Raw genomic sequence first — 14,846 nt, 5'->3', positions numbered from 1 at the left:
CATGCAGACGCTGTATATCTGCCTTGCGGCGCTGGCCAATGTGGTGCTGAACCTCAGCCTCAAGGGGCTGGTCGGCCAGAACGGCGGCGCCGGGATATGGGAGCGGATGCTCGCCGCCCCGCTGTCGCCCTGGTTCTGGCTGGCCGGGGCAAGCGGGGTCGCGCTGATCTCGTGCTTCATGCTCGCGATCCGCGAGGGCTCGGTGGCGGTGACCTATATCGGGGTGACCTCGCTGGCGATGATCGGCCTGACCCTTTCGGCGGCCATTCTGCATCACGACATTCCGGGCATGGCCCGGCTGCTAGGCCTCGGCTTGATCTTGGCGGGACTTTCGTTGACGCTTCTTGGATAGACCAGCAGAGAACCGCCATGCCCTATCGCAGACTGCTCTCCGCCGCGAACCGCCCGCCCGAGCCGCGGCTGGTCCTGGACATCGCGCTCGCGCTGCTCATCGCGCTTCTGACGACGGCGGCCTCTCTGGCACTGGGCACCCGGATCGCGCCGATCCTTTACCAGGAGGTCGACCTCTATTTCGGCGCCGACATCAACCGGGTCTATGATTACATGACCGGGGGCGAGCGGTTCGCACAGTTCCGCTCCACCGTGCATCCGGTCTTCACCTTCCTGTTCTTTCCCCCCACCCGCAGCTTCATGGGCCTGGGCGCGGCCCCCGAGCAGGCGGCCCAGATCATCGTGGCGCTTGGCGCCGGGACGACGGCCGCGATCCTTTACGCCATCGGGCGCCTGACCGGGCTGCATCGCGCCGATGCCGCCCTGCTTTGCGCGCTGTTCCTGGGCTCGGCCGGTTTCATCTTCTGGTGGACGGTGCCCGAGACCTTCTCTTTCGGGGGGATGAGCGTGGCGCTCGCCTTCATGGTCACGCTGCTGCCCGCGGCAAGCCTGCTGGTCTGGGTGCTGACCGGGGCGCTGGCGCTGTCGATCACCACGACGAACTGGGCCGCGCCCCTGCTGGGCAGCCTGCTCCGGCTGGACCGGCGCCAGGTGATCCGCGCCGCCGCGATCGCCTTCGGCATCGTCATCGTGCTTTCGGTCTGGCAGCGCGCCTATCTGCCCACCGCGCGGTTCTTCTTCCTGCCCGGCGCCTTCGCGGAAGAGCTTGTCTTCGTGCCGCTGGTCAGCGAGACCGCATGGCCGGTCGGCCTTGTCGAACGCCTGGGCAGTTTCTGGCTGGCGCCCTGGATGGTGCCCCGCACGATCCTGACCGAGACCGAAGGGATCCGGCCGGTGAACTTCTCTTATCCGGTGCTTGGCTGGCTGGCGCTGGCGGGCATCGCCGCCGTTCTGGTCTCGGCCGCCGAGGCGCTGCGGCGCCGCCCCGATCTGCGGCCCCTCGCGCTGGTCCCGGCCCTGTTCCTGGGCTTTCAATTCGCGCTGCACATGGTCTATGGCGACGAGCCCTTCCTTTATGCCGCCCATTTCATGCCCGCACTCTTGTGCCTTGCCGCCTTCGGCTTTCTCGGGCGGCTGGCCTGGCTGTGCCGCATCGGCGCGGGCGGCTTCGTCCTGCTGGGCGGGGCGGGCAACCTGACCACCTTCCTCGCGGTGCAGGAAAGCCTCAGGACGCTGCCGCTTCCCTGAGCGCGCAGGGGCCGCTCGGGCGGCGATCCCGGCGCCGCGGCGCGGGACCGGCCGAGATCGCCTCAGGCGAAATCGGCCCGCAGCCGCCGCAATCCCGTCGCAAGCACCGTGACATCGATGCCGACGCCGACGAACGTCGCGCCGCAGGCCTTGGCCCCGGCGATCATTTCGGGCGCGGTGGTCAGGATCCCGGGGATCCGCCCCGCCGCGCGGATGCGGCGCAGCGCATCGAAGACCGCCTCTTGCACGGCGGGCTCCTGAGGTCGGCCGATATGGCCCATGTCGGCCGCCAGATCCGAAGGGCCGATGAAGACGCCGTCCACCCCCTCCACCGCCAGGATCTCGTCCAGCGCGGCCAGCCCGGCGCGGCTTTCGACCTGAAGAAGCAGGCAGATCTCATCCCCGGCGGTGGTCAGATAATCCGGCACCAGCGCAAAGCGCGAGGCGCGGGCCAGCGCCGATCCGACGCCCCGGAAGCCATGCGGCGGATAGCGGGTGGCGCGCACCAGATGCGCGGCCTGTTCGGCGCTTTCCACCATCGGCACCAGCAGGGTCTGCGCGCCGATATCCAGCGCCTGCTTGATCTTGACCGGATCCCCGTCCGGCAGCCGCACCACCGGGGCCGAGCCGCCGCCCTCGATCACCGACAGTTGGGCGAGGATGCTGCGCAGATCGTTCGGCGCATGTTCGCCGTCGATCAGCAGCCAGTCGAACCCGGCGGTGGCGGCGATCTGGGCGGCATAGGGATCGGCAAGGCCGAGCCAGATGCCGTGCTGGACCTCGCCCGCCAGCAGGCGTTTCTTCAGCATATTGGTGGGGGCAGGCATGGCGGCACCTCAGAAATCGATGGAAACCTGTCCGAAAGGTCCGAAATCGGCGTCGAAACGGCTGCCCGGAGGGGCCTCGATCGCCCGGATGAAACTGCCCGAAAGCAGGATCTGGCCCGGCTCGATGCCCAGCCCGTATTGCGCGAGCCGCCGCACCAGCCAGATGATGCCGGTGACCGGATCGTTCAGCACGCCCGCGCCAAGGCCGGTCTCCTCGACCACGCCGTCGCGGGTGACGATGGCGCCGATCCAGCGCAGGTCGAAAGCCCCGGGCGCGTGGCGCGCATGGCCCAGCACCAGCCCGGCATTCGCGGCATTGTCGCTGATCGTATCGGTGATCACCCGCGCCTGCCCGGTCTCGGGACAGCGCCGCAGGATGCGGGTGTCGAGGATCTCAAGGCTCGGGCTGACATAATCGGTGGCGGCCAGGACCTCGTCGCGCGTGACCCCGGCGCCTTGCAGCCCGGCCTTCATCACGAAGGCGATCTCGGCCTCGACCCGGGGCTGGATGAAGCGGTCCGGCGGGATCTTCGAGCCGTCGGGGAACAGCATGTCGTCCAGAAGCACGCCGGAATCCGGGGTGTCGATGTTGAGCGAGGCCTGCATGGCCCGGCTGGTCAGCCCGATCTTCCAGCCGATGACGCGGGCGCCGCCCGCCCGTTTGCGCGCGACAAGCGCGGCCTGCACCGCATAGGCGTCGTCCAGCGTCATGCCGGGATGTTCCTGCGACAGCAGGCCGATCTGCCGACGGGTCGCATCGGCCTTGAACAGCGCCTCGGCGGCGGCGGAAACCTGATCGGGGGTCATTCGTCGGCCACGCTGTTGCGAAGGGTGCCGATGCCATCGGCCTCGACCTCGACCACGTCGCCCGGCCGCAGCCAGATCGGCGGATCGAAGCGCGCGCCCGCGCCGGTGGGGGTGCCGGTGACGATGATGTCGCCGGGGACCAGCGTGGTGAAGGTCGAGATATAGGCGATCTGCCGCGCCACCGGGAACAGCATCCGGCCGGTGCGGTCCTGCTGGCGGATCTCGCCGTTGACGCGGGTGCAGAGCGCGACGTCGACGATCTGCGACGGGTCGCGATAGGGCACGAGCCAGGGGCCTATGGCGCCCGAGCCATCCCAGTTCTTGCCCTGGGTCACGTTGAATTTGGCATGACGCACCCAATCGCGGATCGTGCCTTCGTTGCACAGGGTCAGCGCGGCGATATGCGAAAGCGCCTCCCCCTCGGGGATGCGGCGCCCGCCCCGGCCGATGACCACGGCGATCTCGCCCTCGTAATCGAGTTGCGGGCTTTCCGGCGGACGGATCAGCGGCCGGTCGTGGCCGGTGAAGCTGCGCGCGAAACGCGGGAACAGCGACATGTTCGGCGGCGCCGCCTGGCCGTCCTTGTATTCGGCATTGCGGTCGGGAAAATTCACCCCGACGCAGATGATCTTTTCGGGATCGGGCAGCGGCGGATCGAGGACGAAGCCGCCCTCGGCATGGCTGACCGCCCGGCCCTCGGCCGCGGCCAGGACCTTGTCGATGGCCCCCGCCTCGATCACGTTGCGCAGGGTCTTCCACTGCGGAAAATCCCGCGACAGCGCGACGACGCCCGTTGGGGCGGAGCCACCGGCGGCACTGACGCCCCAGTGCTGCGTGCCATCGGCGGTGAAGGTGACAAGGTTCATCGACTCGCTCCAGGGCAGATAGATTTCGGTTCACGGCACACCCCGGTGCGCCCGCCGACCGCCGATCCCGCGCAAGGCCGGGCCGGGCCGCGGGGCTTCGGCGGAGGGCCCTTGGGGTCAGGCGCCAAGGCGCTGGATCTTGTGATCGCCCAGTGCAAAGGCGGTATTCTTGGTCTCCATGTAGAAATCGAAGGACCAGTCGCCGCCGTCGCGGCCGATGCCGCTGGCCTTGACCCCGCCGAAAGGTGTGGGCAGGTGGCGGACATTCTCGGAATTCACCCAGATCATCCCGGCCTCCAGCCCGTCCGAGAACCGCAGCGCGCGCCCCAGGTCGTTGGTCCAGAGATAGCCCGCCAGCCCATAGGCCACGTCATTGGCGATGCGCAGGGCCTCGGCCTCGTCCCGAAAGCGGATCGAGGTCAGGAAGGGGCCGAAGACCTCTTCCTGCGCGATGCGCATGGTGCTGTCGGCATCGGTGAAAAGCACGGGCTCGACGAACCAGCCGCAATCCCCGACCCGGTTCCCGCCGACCGCGAGCCTGGCCCCGTCCGCCTGCCCGATCTCGACATAGGAGGCAACCTTGTCGAAATGGGTGCGGTGGATCAGCGGCCCGATCTCGGTCGCGGGGTCGATCGGATGGCCGACCTTCAGCGCCCGGACCCGGGCGGCGAGCCTTTCGTGGAACGCCTCGGCGATGCTGTCCTGCACCAAGAGCCGCGAGGACGAGGTGCAACGCTCGCCGTTCAGCGAATAGATCATGAAGACCACCGCATCCAGCGCGCGGTCCAGGTCGGCATCCTCGAACACCACGACCGGATTCTTGCCGCCCAGTTCGAAATGCACGCGCTTGAGCGTGTCGGCCCCCTGTTTCATGATCATGCTGCCGGTGCGGCTTTCGCCAACGAAGGCGATGGCCCTGATGTCGGGATGTTCGGTCAGGGCCTTGCCCGCCTCCTCGCCCAGGCCGTTGACAAGGTTCAGGACGCCCGGCGGCAGACCGGCCTCGTGGCAGATCTCGGCCAGGATCCGCGCCGTCAGCGGGCTGAACTCGGCCGGCTTGTGGACCACGGTGCAGCCCGCGGCGAGCGCCGGGGCGATCTTCCAGGTCGAAAGCATGAAAGGCGTGTTCCAGGGGGTGATGACCCCGACCGGCCCGATCGGCTTTCGCGTCGTGACATTCAGGTGGTCCCTGGAATGCAGGCTCTGACCGTCGCGCGCGCCCGGGGCCAGATCGGCGAAGAAGCGGAAATTCTCGGCCCCCCGCAGCGCGGCCTTCGACATGAAGCGCCAGGCCTGCCCGGTGTCCCAGCATTCGCAAAGCGCGATCTCCTCGGCCCGCGCCTCGATCAGATCGGCGATGCGGTGCAAAATGGCCTTGCGCTTGTCGCCGGGCATCGCGGCCCAGGCCGGAAAGGCGGCTTTCGCGGCGGCGGCGGCGGCGTCGATATCGGCGGATGTGCCGCGCGCCACCCGCGCGATGAGGCTTTCATCCACCGGCGAGCGGGTCTCGAACCAGTCGGAAGCGGCCCGGTCCTCGCCGCCGATCAGATTCGCGATGCCCGCCGCGCGGTAGCGGGCCAGATGGCCGCCGAGCTTGGCGATTTGGCTTTCGAGATCGGTCATTCTTTCTCTCCCGGCAGATAGCGGCGGATGGAGGATGTCTTGGGCGAGAGCGCGGGGTCGATGTCGCGCATCTCGAAGCTGAGCATGAAGGACGAGCCTTCCAGCACCGAAGCGCAGAAGGCCTCGGCGGCGGCGAAGATCGCGGCGGTCGCGGCCTTGCGAGCCTCAAGGCTGCGGCCGCCGCGCAGCCGCAACGAGATGTCCAGGAAGGCATGCCCCGGATCGCCATCCGCGATCACCACATGGTCGCAGGCGATGGCGCGCACCCTGATCCCGGCCAGCGGCAGGATCCCGGTCGCGACCGCCGCATCGCGCAGCGCCAGACACAGGCCCGCGATGTCCAGCCGCGCTTCGAGATTGCGCGAATAGTCGATCTGGATATGTGGCATACCCCCCCCGAGTTGCTTCATATGTTAATTATATTGCCGCCCGTTGTCAATCTGCGCCGGTTCGCAGGCGGGGCGAATTCTTCCCGAAATGCATGGTGTTCAACTGGTTGCTTAACGTGTTAAGGCGTGGCTCCCGCGACCGCCGAACCGCTTGCGACGAAGCCCTCAAAACCCGAGCCCTCAAAGCCCCGGAGACCCGCCATTCCATGATTCCGCGCGACCAGACGAAATCCGCCGCACCGGATGTTGCGGGGCCCGATGGCCTGGCAAGCACCCGCAACACCCTGCCGATCGCCCTTCTGCGTGCGCGCGAGGCGCTGATGGAGCGGCTGCGCCCGGTTCTGCATGTCCACGACATCACCGAGCAGCAATGGCGCGTCGTCCGCATCCTGCGCGAGGAAAGGGCGCTGGACGCCTCGACGCTGGCGGAACATGCCTGCATCCTCGCCCCCTCGCTGACCCGGATCCTCAAGACGCTGGAGGCGCGCGGGATCGTGGCGATGGAAAAGGACGACAGCGACGGACGGCGGCGGGTGGTTTCGCTGACCGAGGCCGGGCATCGGCTGATCGCCGAGGTCAGCCCGCAGGTGCGCCGGATCAACAGCGGCATCGAAGAGGCGCTCGGGCGCGAGTTGATGGACGACCTGCTGGGCAAGCTCGACCGCCTGCTCGACCGCCTGGACGAGGATCGGGCCTGAGCGACGACCGGGCCCGAAACCGGGCGCCCGAAGCCGCAAGCGGCAGGGGGCACACGGCTTCCCCGCCGCTCCGGGGCGCGCGCCCGCAGGCTCAATCGACCCAGCGTGTCAGGCGGCGCTCGACATGGCTGACGCCCTGGTTGATCACGACCGCGACGATCATGATGAAGACCGACAGCGCCCAGACCGAGGTGAAATCGAACTGCTTGCCATAGCGCGCCGCCTGGCCGCCGATGCCCACCAGCGCGATGAACATCTCGCCGTTGACCATGCCCTTGACCGCGCGCCCGACGCCCATGCGGATCCCGGCGATGATCAACGGGAAGGCATCCGGCAGCACGATGCGGAACAGCGCCGTGGGCCGGTTCGCGCCATAGGATGCCGCCATCTCAAGCAGCGGCCGGTCCACGTTGCGCACGGCGGCGGCGGTGTTGATGACGATGATGAACATCGCATAGATCACCACCACGCTGATCCGCGTGGCATCCGACAGCCCGAAGATCGCGAACAGGATCGGCGCGAAGATCAGCCCCGGCGTCACCAGGAAGGTGTTCACATAGATGTCGAGCGCGGTGTTCACCCAGCTCGACAGCCCCATAAGGATGCCGATCACCAGCCCCAGCACCAAGGCGATGAGGAATCCGGTCGCCAGCACCGTCAAGCTCGACACCAGATGCGGCCCCAGCGTGCCGTTGACCAGCAATTCCCACAGCCGCGCGCAGACGCTTGAGAACGGCGGCAGCCAGATATGGCCCAGAAGCCGCCCGGCGATCTCCCAGACCAGCATGATGATGGCGATACCGCTCCAGTCCGAAACGAAATCGCGCAGCCAGCGTTCGACGCGGCCCGGGCCGGGCAAGGCGATGGGTTGTCGTTGCGATGCCGTGTTCATGCCGCGCTCATCTCATGCATCTGCTTCAGCCGGTTCCACAGATATTCCTTGAGTTCGACGAACTGGGGCAGGCGCTCGACCTCCTCGGGATTACGCGGGCGCTCGAAGCCGATGTCGATCACCTCCTCGATGCGGCCGGGGCGGTTCGACATCAGCACGACGCGATCCGCCAGAAGGATCGCCTCCTCCATGTCATGGGTGACGAAGACCACGCTGCGCTGGTCCTGCTGCCAGATGCGCAGAAGCTCTTCCTGCATGTAGCGCCGGGTCTGCTGATCCAGCGCGCCGAAGGGCTCGTCCATCAGCATGATCGGGGTCGAGACCACCAGCGCGCGCGCAAGGCCCACGCGCTGCTGCATGCCGCCCGAAAGCTGCTTGGGATACTTGTCCTCGAAGCCCTTCAGGCCGACCTGCGCGATCGCGTCCCGGGCCTTCGCCAGCCGCTCTTCCTTGCCGACGCCGCGCATCTCAAGCCCGAAGGCCACGTTTTGCAGCACGCTCGCCCAGGGCATCAGCGCGAAATTCTGGAAGACGATGGCGCAATCCAGGTTCGGCCCCCGCACCTGCCTGCCATTGACCAGCACCCGCCCCGATGTGGGCGTGACCAGCCCGCCGATGGCGCGCATCAGCGTGGTCTTGCCGCAGCCCGAGGGGCCGAGAAGGGTGACGAATTCGTTCCGGCGGATTTCCAGATTGACGTTCGACAGCGCGAGCGTGCCGCCCTGCGCCCCGGCCCCGCCCTGGGCGCCGTAGGCATGGGACATGTCCTTGATCTGGATGATCGCCGAGGTATCTGCGGATGCGACTGAAGACATGGAACTCACTTCCATCTGATGAGGTGGCGTTCGACCGCCTGCATCGCGACGGCCAGCAGCACGGCCTCCATCACGACGACGATGGTGGTTGCGTAGAGAAGCGCGGCCTTGAAATCCCCGCGATAATCCAGAAGCAGCGCGCCGATCCCGACCGGCAGCATGATCAGTTCGACGATGACCATGCCCGCGAAGGCGCGACTCAGCCCGATGCGCAGCCCCGCGAAGACCGCCGGGATCGCGCCCGGGATCAGGATGCGGAACCAGACCTCGCGCTCGGACGCGCCGAAGCTGCGCGCCATCTCGACCAGGCTCTGGTCGACGCGGCGGGTGCCCGCGCGGACGTTCGTCGTGATGAACACCCATGAAAACAGCACGATGATGACGACCTTCGGCGTCATGCCCATGCCAAGCGCCACCAGGACCACCGGGATCAGCGGCGCCACCGGCAGCGCCAGCGCCAGCGCGGTGATCGGGTTCAGCATCCGGTCGATCACCTTCCACCGCGCCATGGCAAGGCCAAGCGGGACCGAGATGACGACCGAGATGGCATAGCCGATGATCAGCGGCACATTGCTGACCCAAAGCGCGGGCCAGGCTTCTCCGGTGACGAACATCGTCTCGAACAGGGCCTTCATCGTATCGGTGAAGGTCGGGATCAGGATCGAATTCGCCGCCACCGCGCCCCATTGCCAAAGTGCGGCGAGGATCACGAAGGCGACGATGCGCGCCAGGGCGGCCTGCCCCCCGGTCATGGGGCGCCGCAGCTCCAGAACCTGCCGCACGGAGGCGGCAGATCCTGCATGTCCGGGAAGGGCGGTCATGGCTCAGTTGCCGTCGGCGAAGGTGAAATTCGCCACCTGATCCACGGCCAGGCCGCCGACGGGGATGCGCTCGGCCTCTTCATAGAAGCGCAGCGTCGCCTCGACGCTTTCGACCGTCAATTCCTCGCCGATCGGGAACATCTCGGTTTCGGCGAAATAGCTGTAGACCGCCTCGATGCTGTCGATGTCCATCTCCGGCAGATGCTCGGCGGCCCGCGCCGAATAGGCGATCGGGTCGGCGTAGATCGCCTGGAACTGCAGCCGAAGCTCGGCCAGGAAGGCCTCCAGAAGCGCGCGGTCCGCATCGACGCGGCTCGCGCTGGCGACGACGGCGCCGGTCAGAAGCTCGCGCTGGCTTTCGACCAGCATGGCCAGCACGCGGGCGCGGTCATCGGCACCGCGGGTGATCGCCATCCAGTCCTCAAGCCGCACCAGCGTCCCGTTGATCTGGCCGTTGAGCAGCGCCGCCACGCGGTTGGCCGAGCCCGAGAGCACGATGAAATTCGGCGCGGCCTCGGGGCAGGTCTCCTTCAGCCAGGCCATCAGATGCGACGTCGTGGACGAGCCGGTGCTGTGATAGGCCACTGTGCGGCCGTGAAGGTCCGAGCATTGCTCGACATCGGGGGAAGAGATGATCAGGTAGTCGTTCTGGTTGTTCTTGGCCAGCATCTGCAGATCGGCCCCGGCCAGGTCGGCGGCGAACAGCGTCGCGGGCCCCATGACCGCGATCTGCACCTGACCGTTGAGCAGCGCCTGGGTCAGGATGTCGGGCGAATCGAATTCGATCACCTCGGTGGTCATGCCCTGCTCCTGCAGCGATTCAAGCGCAAGGATCGCGGGAACCCCGGTCGGCCCGGCGCCGCCCGCAAAGGCCAGAACCACGTTCTGCGCAATGGCGGATGTGCCCGCGCCAAGGGCGACGGCAAGCGGAATGGCCAGCGCGGCCATGCGGTGAGTAAGACGCATCATATCCTCCCAGATCACATGTATGAAATGGCGCCTTTCCCGGCTTCGAGCCGTTCGTTCCCCCAACGCCATTCATTAACATGTTAATATTAAGCTGGCGGCCTTGTCAATCTATGTCGATGAGGGATTTGAGGGGCGCCGCCCCTGCGCCGGGGCGGGTATCGGGGCCTTGAGGCCAGAGCAGGGACGGTGCGGCATGCGAACCGGCGCCAGTGACCGGGCATCCGGGGCGGCAGGGCCTTTCCGCAGGTCAGAAAAGCCCTCCGGGATGCGATGAATAAAAGACATATCAATATGATGGCGTCATACCGCCCGCCCCTGCGGGCCGCGCCGCTGGATGGGGTGCAGGGAAAGGCACTCCGACCCGCGCCAGCCCGGGCCAAGACTTCGGGGCGCCAGACCCGATCTCCGCCCGGGCGGGATCGCGGCGGGATCAAAGCGGCGCCGCCAGGCGAGCCGACCGCGCGGGACCGCCGCCCGGCCGGGCTCAGCCCGCCGCCCGCGCCGCCCCCGGATCGGGCCGCGCCTCCACCCCGGGCTCCGGCCCCAGATCAATGCGGCGGGTGATGCCGAGCGCCTCGGGCGGGCGATGCGCGACGCAGATCACCGCCGCCTGCGGCAGTTCGCGCCGCAGGAGCGCCAGCATCTCCTGTTCCGCCGCCGGGTCGAGCGCCGAGGTCGCCTCGTCCAGAAGCAGCACATCGGGCCGCGCCAGCAGCACCCGCGCGATGGCGATGCGCTGCGCCTGGCCCTGCGACAGCCCCGCCGTGGAAAGCGGCCCGGCCACGTCCAGCATTGCGATCCTGTCGGACAGCCCCACCCGCGCCAGCGCCGCCGCCAGGGCGGATCTGTCAGTTCCGGCGGGATCCTCGGGCCAGGTCAGGCTGGCCGCCAGCCCCTCGGGGCTGAGATAGCCGCCCTGCGGCACGAACAGCCAACGCCCGCCGGGGGCGGCGATCCGGCCCCGACCATAGGGCCACAGCCCCGAGATCGCCGCCAGAAGCGTCGATTTCCCCTGGCCCGAGGGGCCGGAGATCCAGATCCTGTCGCCCGGGCGCATGATGAAATCCGGCACCGGATCCAACGCGCCGCCACTGGGGGCGTGAAGCCGCACACCCTCCAGCCGCAGCAGCCCGTCCGGCGCCGCCCGCCGCTCCAGCGCGCGCGGCGCATCGGGCATCGGCGCGGGACCTGCGGCGGCGCGGAACAACCCATCCAGCCGGTCGGTCACGGCGACGAAGGCCGAAAGGTCGCGATAGCCGAAGATGAACCACGAAAGCGTCTGCGTCACCTGGCCGAAGGCCCCGGCAAGCTGCATCATGCCCCCCAGCGTCACCGCCCCGCCGAAATAGGCCGGAGTCGAGACGAAGGTGGGAATGCGCAGGATGGTCTGCTGGTAGGGCCGGGTGAACAGGCCAAGCACCAGCGTCTGGTTGTTCAGCGAACGCCAGTTCACCCGCACCGCGTCGAACAGCGCGGCGAAACGCCGCCGCTCGGCCCCCTCGGCGCCCGCCCGGGCGATCTGGTCGGCGTTCTCGCGCAACTGGATCAGGGCGTGACGGAAATCCGCCTCGCGCTTTTCCTGCGCGAAGAGACGCGATTTCAGCCTCTTGCCCAGAAGATGGGTCAGGCCCGAACAGATGGCGACATAAAGGAAGGCCGCCCAGAAGATATAGCGCGGGATGGTGATCTCGGCCCCCCAGAGCGTGAAGCTCAGCGCGAAGGAGGACAGCGACCAAAGCAGCGCGACATAGGAAAACAGTGCCACCGCCGAGGAGATCAGGTCCAGCGTCTCGTGAATCAGCCCCTTGACGAAAGCGTCGCAATCCTGCGCCACGCGCTGGTCGGGGTTGTCGACCGGATAGGGCGTATAGCCCGCGCGCAGATGCCAATAGGCGCGGCGGTCCACCCACAGATCCAGCGCGCGTTCGGTCAACTGGCGCCGCCACAGCATCTGAAGATCCAGGCGCAGCCATTGCCCGGCCAGATAAGAGCCCGCCGAAACCGCGATCAGGCCGAAGAAGATGGCGATCTGGCGCGCCGCCTCGGCCCCGTCCATGTTCTCAAGCGCGTCGTAAAACGCCTTGTTCCAGGCGATCAGTTGCAGCGAGAACCAGACGCCGACGAAACTGAGCCCCAGGATCACGACGTAAAGCAGCAGGCCGCGCCATCCGGCGCGACCTGAAACGGCGACAAGCGAAAGCCGCCAGATCCGGGCAAGGATCACCCGCACCCTCAGAACCTGTAGTCGAGCGTCAGCGCGAAACTGCGCCCGACCCCGGTGAACAGTTCGGGCGGGACGGTGTTGGTGGTGGCCGACGTCGCCGCCAGCGCCGAATTGGCCGCGCCCATCTCATAGTATTTCTTGTCGAGCACGTTGTTCACGGTCAGGTTCAGCACCGCGTTTTCGGTGAACCCCCAGGAGGCGCCCAGATCGACCAGCCCATAGCCGGGCGGGGCGAAGGTGGTGGCGCTGGTGGCCTTGACCGAACCCGCGAAGGTCGCATTGGCGTTGAGCGTCAGATCCTCGATCCCCGGCACATCGTAGCGCAGGCCAAGCACCGCGGTCAGCGGCGGCACCAGATGCTGGGTCGCGTCCGAGGTGGGGGTGGCCTTCGCCTCGCCGTCCATCCAGGCCAGCGAGCCCGTGAGCCGCAGATCGTCGCTCACGTCCCAGCCCGCCTCGACCTCGACGCCCCAGGTCTTCACCTGCGAGATGTTGCGATACGAGATGTCGTTGGTGCCGGGCACGAACCAGAAGCTCTGGATGAAGTTGTCGTATTCGGCCTGGAAGAGGTTCACCGCCCAGAAGCCGGTGTCATATTCGGCGCGCAGGCCAAACTCGATGCTCTGCACCTCTTCGGGCACCAGCCATGGCGCGGGCACCAGATCGAACGAGCCCGAGGTCGACGAGGTGAAAAGCTGCTGGAACGTCGGCATCTTGAAGCCTTCGCCGTAATGCGCCCAGACCGAATAGGTGTCATTGAAGTGCCAGGTCGCCCCGAACGAGGCCAGAAGCTGTTCCTTCTTGCGCTCTTCGGTGGGGTTGTCGGGATGGGGCACCACGGCCGAGTTCAGCGTGGGGTCCATCCGGTAGGTGGCATAGCGCAGGCCCGGCGTCAGCTCCAGCTTGCCGCCCAGCAGGGTGATCTGGTCCTGGACGTAGATATCGGCGCGCTGCGTGGTGCCGTCGGTGAAGTTCCAGCTCGACGGCACGATCCAGACATCGGTGCCCGCCGTGATGTTGATCGAGCGGCGCGAGCGGTCGTATTCGGTCTTGGTGCGGTCGCCGTCGAAGCCGAAGGTCAGCACATGGTCGGCCGATCCGGTGGTGAAGCGCTTGGTGGCGCGCAGGTCGAGTTCGAGGAAATCCTCGGAATAGCTGGTATAGTCGTGGGTGTTGAGGATCTCGCCCGCCGCGTTGCGCTGCACGCTCAACGCATGCTGGTCATAGCCCGAGGGCGAGAAGGAGAGGATCGCCGAAACCTCGTCGATCGGCCCTTCCAGATCGGCGGTATATTCCACCGCATAGCGCGAGCGCCAGATGTCGCGGGTGCGCGGATTGGCGATGTTGTAGCTGGTGCCGCTCGGCCCCAGGCTGAGGGTGCTTTCGATCTCGGACAGCCGGTCGAGCCGGTCGAAGCTGAATTTGAGCTGCTGGCTGTCGTCGATGTCCCAGACCAGCTTGACGAGCGTGCGGTCCGAGGTGCGGTCGAGCGGGTTGAACTCGCCACACGAGACCGAGCCGTAAAGCACGGGGCGCGCGCAGGGCCAGGCGCCGCCGGTCGGATCGGCGTTGGACAGTTCCATCTCGTGATCGACGGTGCGCGAGCGGGCGACCAGGATCGCCCAGTCGGGCGAGAACCTTTGCGCGAAGGAAACCGCCAGATTGGTCGAATCCGTCACCGAACCGTAGCCAAGCGTGACCTGGCCCGCGCGGTCGCGGCCCTGCAGCAGATCCTCGGGGTCGATGGTTTCCAGCGCCAGCACGCCGCCAAGCGCATCCGCCCCCCACAGGACCGAGGCCGGGCCGCGCACCACATCGACCTGCTTGGTGAAGTTCCAGTCGAAATAGTCGCGCGATCCGTCGATGATCCGCTCGGGCACGCGGCCGCCGTCGACCAGCATCTGCACCCGGTTGCCCGAGACGCCGCGGATCTCGACCCCGGCCTGACCGCCGAAGGGATCGGCGCCGGACACCTGGCGCACCGCCGAGACGCCGGGAATGTGGCGCAGCACGTCCTCCAGCGACTGGACGTTCTTTTCCTTCAACTCCTCTTCGTCGACCACCGAGATATGGCCCTGCACATCGGTCAGGGCGCGGCCGACCCGGTCGGCGAAGATGGTGATGCGGCCAAGGAAGGTCGGCGCGGTCTCTTGCGCCATGGCGGGCAGGACGGGGCCGAGACCGAGACAGGCAGCGGTCGCGAGCAAAAGCGCACGCCGCTTGGAATGCAAGCGCATGGGAAATCTCTCCAGCTTGTGGTTGGGGGGACGCTGGCAGGCTCTGCTGGCACCTGAGGATGTCGGAGGGGGTTCAGGC

At 67.5% G+C, this 14,846-nt stretch carries 14 protein-coding genes; 3 read left to right on the top strand and 11 right to left on the bottom strand.

Annotated elements, in window-relative coordinates; all coding sequences use genetic code 11:
• Nucleotide 1: 1 nt before the first annotated feature.
• Nucleotides 2-352: a hypothetical protein gene (locus ABNX41_RS03745; RefSeq protein WP_438668385.1), complete on the top strand. Its 351-nt coding sequence runs from the start codon at nucleotides 2-4 to the stop codon at nucleotides 350-352.
• A gap of 17 nt (nucleotides 353-369) precedes the next feature.
• A complete protein-coding gene (locus ABNX41_RS03740; protein ID WP_438668384.1) occupies nucleotides 370-1,599 on the top strand; it encodes a hypothetical protein in 1,230 nt (409 codons plus the stop codon).
• 62 nt (nucleotides 1,600-1,661) lie between these two features.
• Here ABNX41_RS03740 and ABNX41_RS03735 read toward each other — a convergent pair whose 3' ends face one another.
• The 5 genes from ABNX41_RS03735 to ABNX41_RS03715 all read right to left on the bottom strand — a co-directional run bounded on the left by ABNX41_RS03735 (nucleotide 1,662) and on the right by ABNX41_RS03715 (nucleotide 6,111).
• The gene (locus ABNX41_RS03735; protein ID WP_438668383.1) at nucleotides 1,662-2,426 is read right to left on the bottom strand and encodes an aldolase/citrate lyase family protein; all 765 of its coding nucleotides are present in this window, start codon (nucleotides 2,424-2,426) and stop codon (nucleotides 1,662-1,664) included.
• 9 nt (nucleotides 2,427-2,435) lie between these two features.
• Nucleotides 2,436-3,233: a 2-oxo-hept-4-ene-1,7-dioate hydratase gene (gene hpaH, locus ABNX41_RS03730; RefSeq protein ID WP_438668382.1), complete on the bottom strand. Its 798-nt coding sequence runs from the start codon at nucleotides 3,231-3,233 to the stop codon at nucleotides 2,436-2,438.
• Entirely contained in the window at nucleotides 3,230-4,099 is an 870-nt protein-coding gene (locus tag ABNX41_RS03725; RefSeq protein ID WP_438668381.1) for a fumarylacetoacetate hydrolase family protein, read from the bottom strand. The genes hpaH and ABNX41_RS03725 overlap by 4 nt, the downstream gene beginning before the upstream one ends.
• Before the next feature lie 117 nt (nucleotides 4,100-4,216).
• Nucleotides 4,217-5,722, bottom strand: a complete 1,506-nt coding sequence (gene hpaE / locus ABNX41_RS03720; protein ID WP_438668380.1) for a 5-carboxymethyl-2-hydroxymuconate semialdehyde dehydrogenase — start codon at nucleotides 5,720-5,722, stop codon at nucleotides 4,217-4,219.
• Complete coding sequence (locus ABNX41_RS03715; protein WP_438668379.1) at nucleotides 5,719-6,111, bottom strand: 5-carboxymethyl-2-hydroxymuconate Delta-isomerase; 393 nt, start codon at nucleotides 6,109-6,111, stop codon at nucleotides 5,719-5,721. The genes hpaE and ABNX41_RS03715 overlap by 4 nt, the downstream gene beginning before the upstream one ends.
• Before the next feature lie 206 nt (nucleotides 6,112-6,317).
• Between ABNX41_RS03715 and hpaR the strand changes: the two genes are divergently transcribed.
• A complete protein-coding gene (gene hpaR, locus ABNX41_RS03710) occupies nucleotides 6,318-6,809 on the top strand; it encodes a homoprotocatechuate degradation operon regulator HpaR (RefSeq protein ID WP_438668378.1) in 492 nt (163 codons plus the stop codon).
• A gap of 91 nt (nucleotides 6,810-6,900) precedes the next feature.
• Here hpaR and ABNX41_RS03705 read toward each other — a convergent pair whose 3' ends face one another.
• The 6 genes from ABNX41_RS03705 to ABNX41_RS03680 form a co-directional block, all read right to left on the bottom strand.
• Nucleotides 6,901-7,701: an ABC transporter permease gene (locus tag ABNX41_RS03705; protein WP_438668377.1), complete on the bottom strand. Its 801-nt coding sequence runs from the start codon at nucleotides 7,699-7,701 to the stop codon at nucleotides 6,901-6,903.
• Nucleotides 7,698-8,516, bottom strand: a complete 819-nt coding sequence (locus tag ABNX41_RS03700; protein ID WP_438668376.1) for an ABC transporter ATP-binding protein — start codon at nucleotides 8,514-8,516, stop codon at nucleotides 7,698-7,700. The genes ABNX41_RS03705 and ABNX41_RS03700 overlap by 4 nt, the downstream gene beginning before the upstream one ends.
• Nucleotides 8,517-8,521: 5 nt before the next feature.
• Complete coding sequence (locus ABNX41_RS03695; RefSeq protein WP_438668375.1) at nucleotides 8,522-9,337, bottom strand: ABC transporter permease; 816 nt, start codon at nucleotides 9,335-9,337, stop codon at nucleotides 8,522-8,524.
• A 3-nt stretch (nucleotides 9,338-9,340) separates the two neighbouring features.
• On the bottom strand, nucleotides 9,341-10,306 hold the full coding sequence (locus tag ABNX41_RS03690) for an ABC transporter substrate-binding protein (RefSeq protein ID WP_438668374.1): 966 nt from the start codon (nucleotides 10,304-10,306) through the stop codon (nucleotides 9,341-9,343).
• Nucleotides 10,307-10,790: 484 nt separating this feature from the next.
• Nucleotides 10,791-12,536, bottom strand: a complete 1,746-nt coding sequence (locus ABNX41_RS03685; protein WP_438668373.1) for an ABC transporter ATP-binding protein/permease — start codon at nucleotides 12,534-12,536, stop codon at nucleotides 10,791-10,793.
• Nucleotides 12,537-12,538: 2 nt separating this feature from the next.
• A complete protein-coding gene (locus ABNX41_RS03680) occupies nucleotides 12,539-14,767 on the bottom strand; it encodes a TonB-dependent hemoglobin/transferrin/lactoferrin family receptor (protein WP_438668372.1) in 2,229 nt (742 codons plus the stop codon).
• Between the last annotated feature and the right edge of the window lie 79 nt (nucleotides 14,768-14,846).

Source organism: Pseudogemmobacter sonorensis, assembly GCF_042762395.1.
Taxonomy (GTDB): domain Bacteria; phylum Pseudomonadota; class Alphaproteobacteria; order Rhodobacterales; family Rhodobacteraceae; genus Pseudogemmobacter; species Pseudogemmobacter sonorensis.
The sequence above is the reverse complement of the archived record's forward strand: the minus strand, read 5'-3'. Positions and strand labels throughout refer to the sequence as shown.

What these genes read in the sequence shown, in the direction of transcription:
- ABNX41_RS03745 (WP_438668385.1), top strand. Translation starts at nt 2, where the DNA reads ATGCAGACGCTGTATATCTGCCTTGCGGCGCTGGCCAATGTGGTGCTG.
- ABNX41_RS03740 (WP_438668384.1), top strand. Translation starts at nt 370, where the DNA reads ATGCCCTATCGCAGACTGCTCTCCGCCGCGAACCGCCCGCCCGAGCCG.
- ABNX41_RS03735 (WP_438668383.1), bottom strand. Translation starts at nt 2,426, where the DNA reads ATGCCTGCCCCCACCAATATGCTGAAGAAACGCCTGCTGGCGGGCGAG.
- hpaH (WP_438668382.1), bottom strand. Translation starts at nt 3,233, where the DNA reads ATGACCCCCGATCAGGTTTCCGCCGCCGCCGAGGCGCTGTTCAAGGCC.
- ABNX41_RS03725 (WP_438668381.1), bottom strand. Translation starts at nt 4,099, where the DNA reads ATGAACCTTGTCACCTTCACCGCCGATGGCACGCAGCACTGGGGCGTC.
- hpaE (WP_438668380.1), bottom strand. Translation starts at nt 5,722, where the DNA reads ATGACCGATCTCGAAAGCCAAATCGCCAAGCTCGGCGGCCATCTGGCC.
- ABNX41_RS03715 (WP_438668379.1), bottom strand. Translation starts at nt 6,111, where the DNA reads ATGCCACATATCCAGATCGACTATTCGCGCAATCTCGAAGCGCGGCTG.
- hpaR (WP_438668378.1), top strand. Translation starts at nt 6,318, where the DNA reads ATGATTCCGCGCGACCAGACGAAATCCGCCGCACCGGATGTTGCGGGG.
- ABNX41_RS03705 (WP_438668377.1), bottom strand. Translation starts at nt 7,701, where the DNA reads ATGAACACGGCATCGCAACGACAACCCATCGCCTTGCCCGGCCCGGGC.
- ABNX41_RS03700 (WP_438668376.1), bottom strand. Translation starts at nt 8,516, where the DNA reads ATGTCTTCAGTCGCATCCGCAGATACCTCGGCGATCATCCAGATCAAG.
- ABNX41_RS03695 (WP_438668375.1), bottom strand. Translation starts at nt 9,337, where the DNA reads ATGACCGCCCTTCCCGGACATGCAGGATCTGCCGCCTCCGTGCGGCAG.
- ABNX41_RS03690 (WP_438668374.1), bottom strand. Translation starts at nt 10,306, where the DNA reads ATGATGCGTCTTACTCACCGCATGGCCGCGCTGGCCATTCCGCTTGCC.
- ABNX41_RS03680 (WP_438668372.1), bottom strand. Translation starts at nt 14,767, where the DNA reads ATGCGCTTGCATTCCAAGCGGCGTGCGCTTTTGCTCGCGACCGCTGCC.